Consider the following 884-nt stretch of genomic DNA (forward strand, 5'->3'; position numbering starts at 1 on the left):
GTGTCTGCCCCGCACTCGCGGGGATGAGCCTATGTGGACCCGCTGGCGCGCCGGTGGAGTTTGGTCTGCCCCGCACTCGCGGGGATGAGCCCCAGCCGGAACCTGACCACCAACCACAGCCCGCGTCTGCCCCGCACTCGCGGGGATGAGCGCTCGCGCTCCTCCGCAGACAGGTCACCCATGGCGTCTGCCCCGCACTCGCGGGGATGAGCCCTTATCGAACGACGGCAAAACGGGAACATAGGCGTCTGCCCCGCACTCGCGGGGATGAGCCCCAGGGTACGAGCAACCAGCGAGAACGCATCAAGTCTGCCCCGCACTCGCGGGGATGAGCCCCTGCGGAGGATGCGCAAAAGCCCGCCGATGGTGTCTGCCCCGCACTCGCGGGGATGAGCCCGACGCGCTTCCATTCTCGAATATCGCCACCTTGTCTGCCCCGCACTCGCGGGGATGAGCCGTCGCCCGTTTGCCGGAGCGTGTTTGGCCTGGTGTCTGCCCCGCACTCGCGGGGATGAGCCGGACACCCAATGCCCGTAATCGTGATCGCCACCGTCTGCCCCGCACTCGCGGGGATGAGCCGTTCCAGTCCCATCCCTAAATGTGGAGCCATTTGTCTGCCCCGCACTCGCGGGGATGAGCCTTCCCCGCCATTGTTGGTGTGTGCGTAAGCACTGTCTGCCCCGCACTCGCGGGGATGAGCCCACTTCGGCGCCGTCGGCGAGACCGATGGTGTCGTCTGCCCCGCACTCGCGGGGATGAGCCCGCCGGCGACCTTGTGGGCACCGCCGAGGATCGGTCTGCCCCGCACTCGCGGGGATGAGCCCCCATGGCTCACACGATGAAGCCGCGCTACACCTGTCTGCCCCGCACTCGCGGGGATGAGC

At 68.3% G+C, this 884-nt stretch carries 1 CRISPR repeat array.

Going from position 1 to position 884, the window contains the following annotated elements:
• Nucleotides 1-2 precede the first annotated feature (2 nt).
• Nucleotides 3-883: a CRISPR direct-repeat array (repeat unit 26 nt; unit sequence GTCTGCCCCGCACTCGCGGGGATGAG).
• The last annotated feature ends 1 nt before the right edge of the window (nt 884 follow it).

Origin of the sequence: Corynebacterium sp. HMSC070H05, assembly GCF_001837615.1 — a bacterium.
GTDB classification, from domain to species: Bacteria; Actinomycetota; Actinomycetes; order Mycobacteriales; family Mycobacteriaceae; genus Corynebacterium; species Corynebacterium coyleae.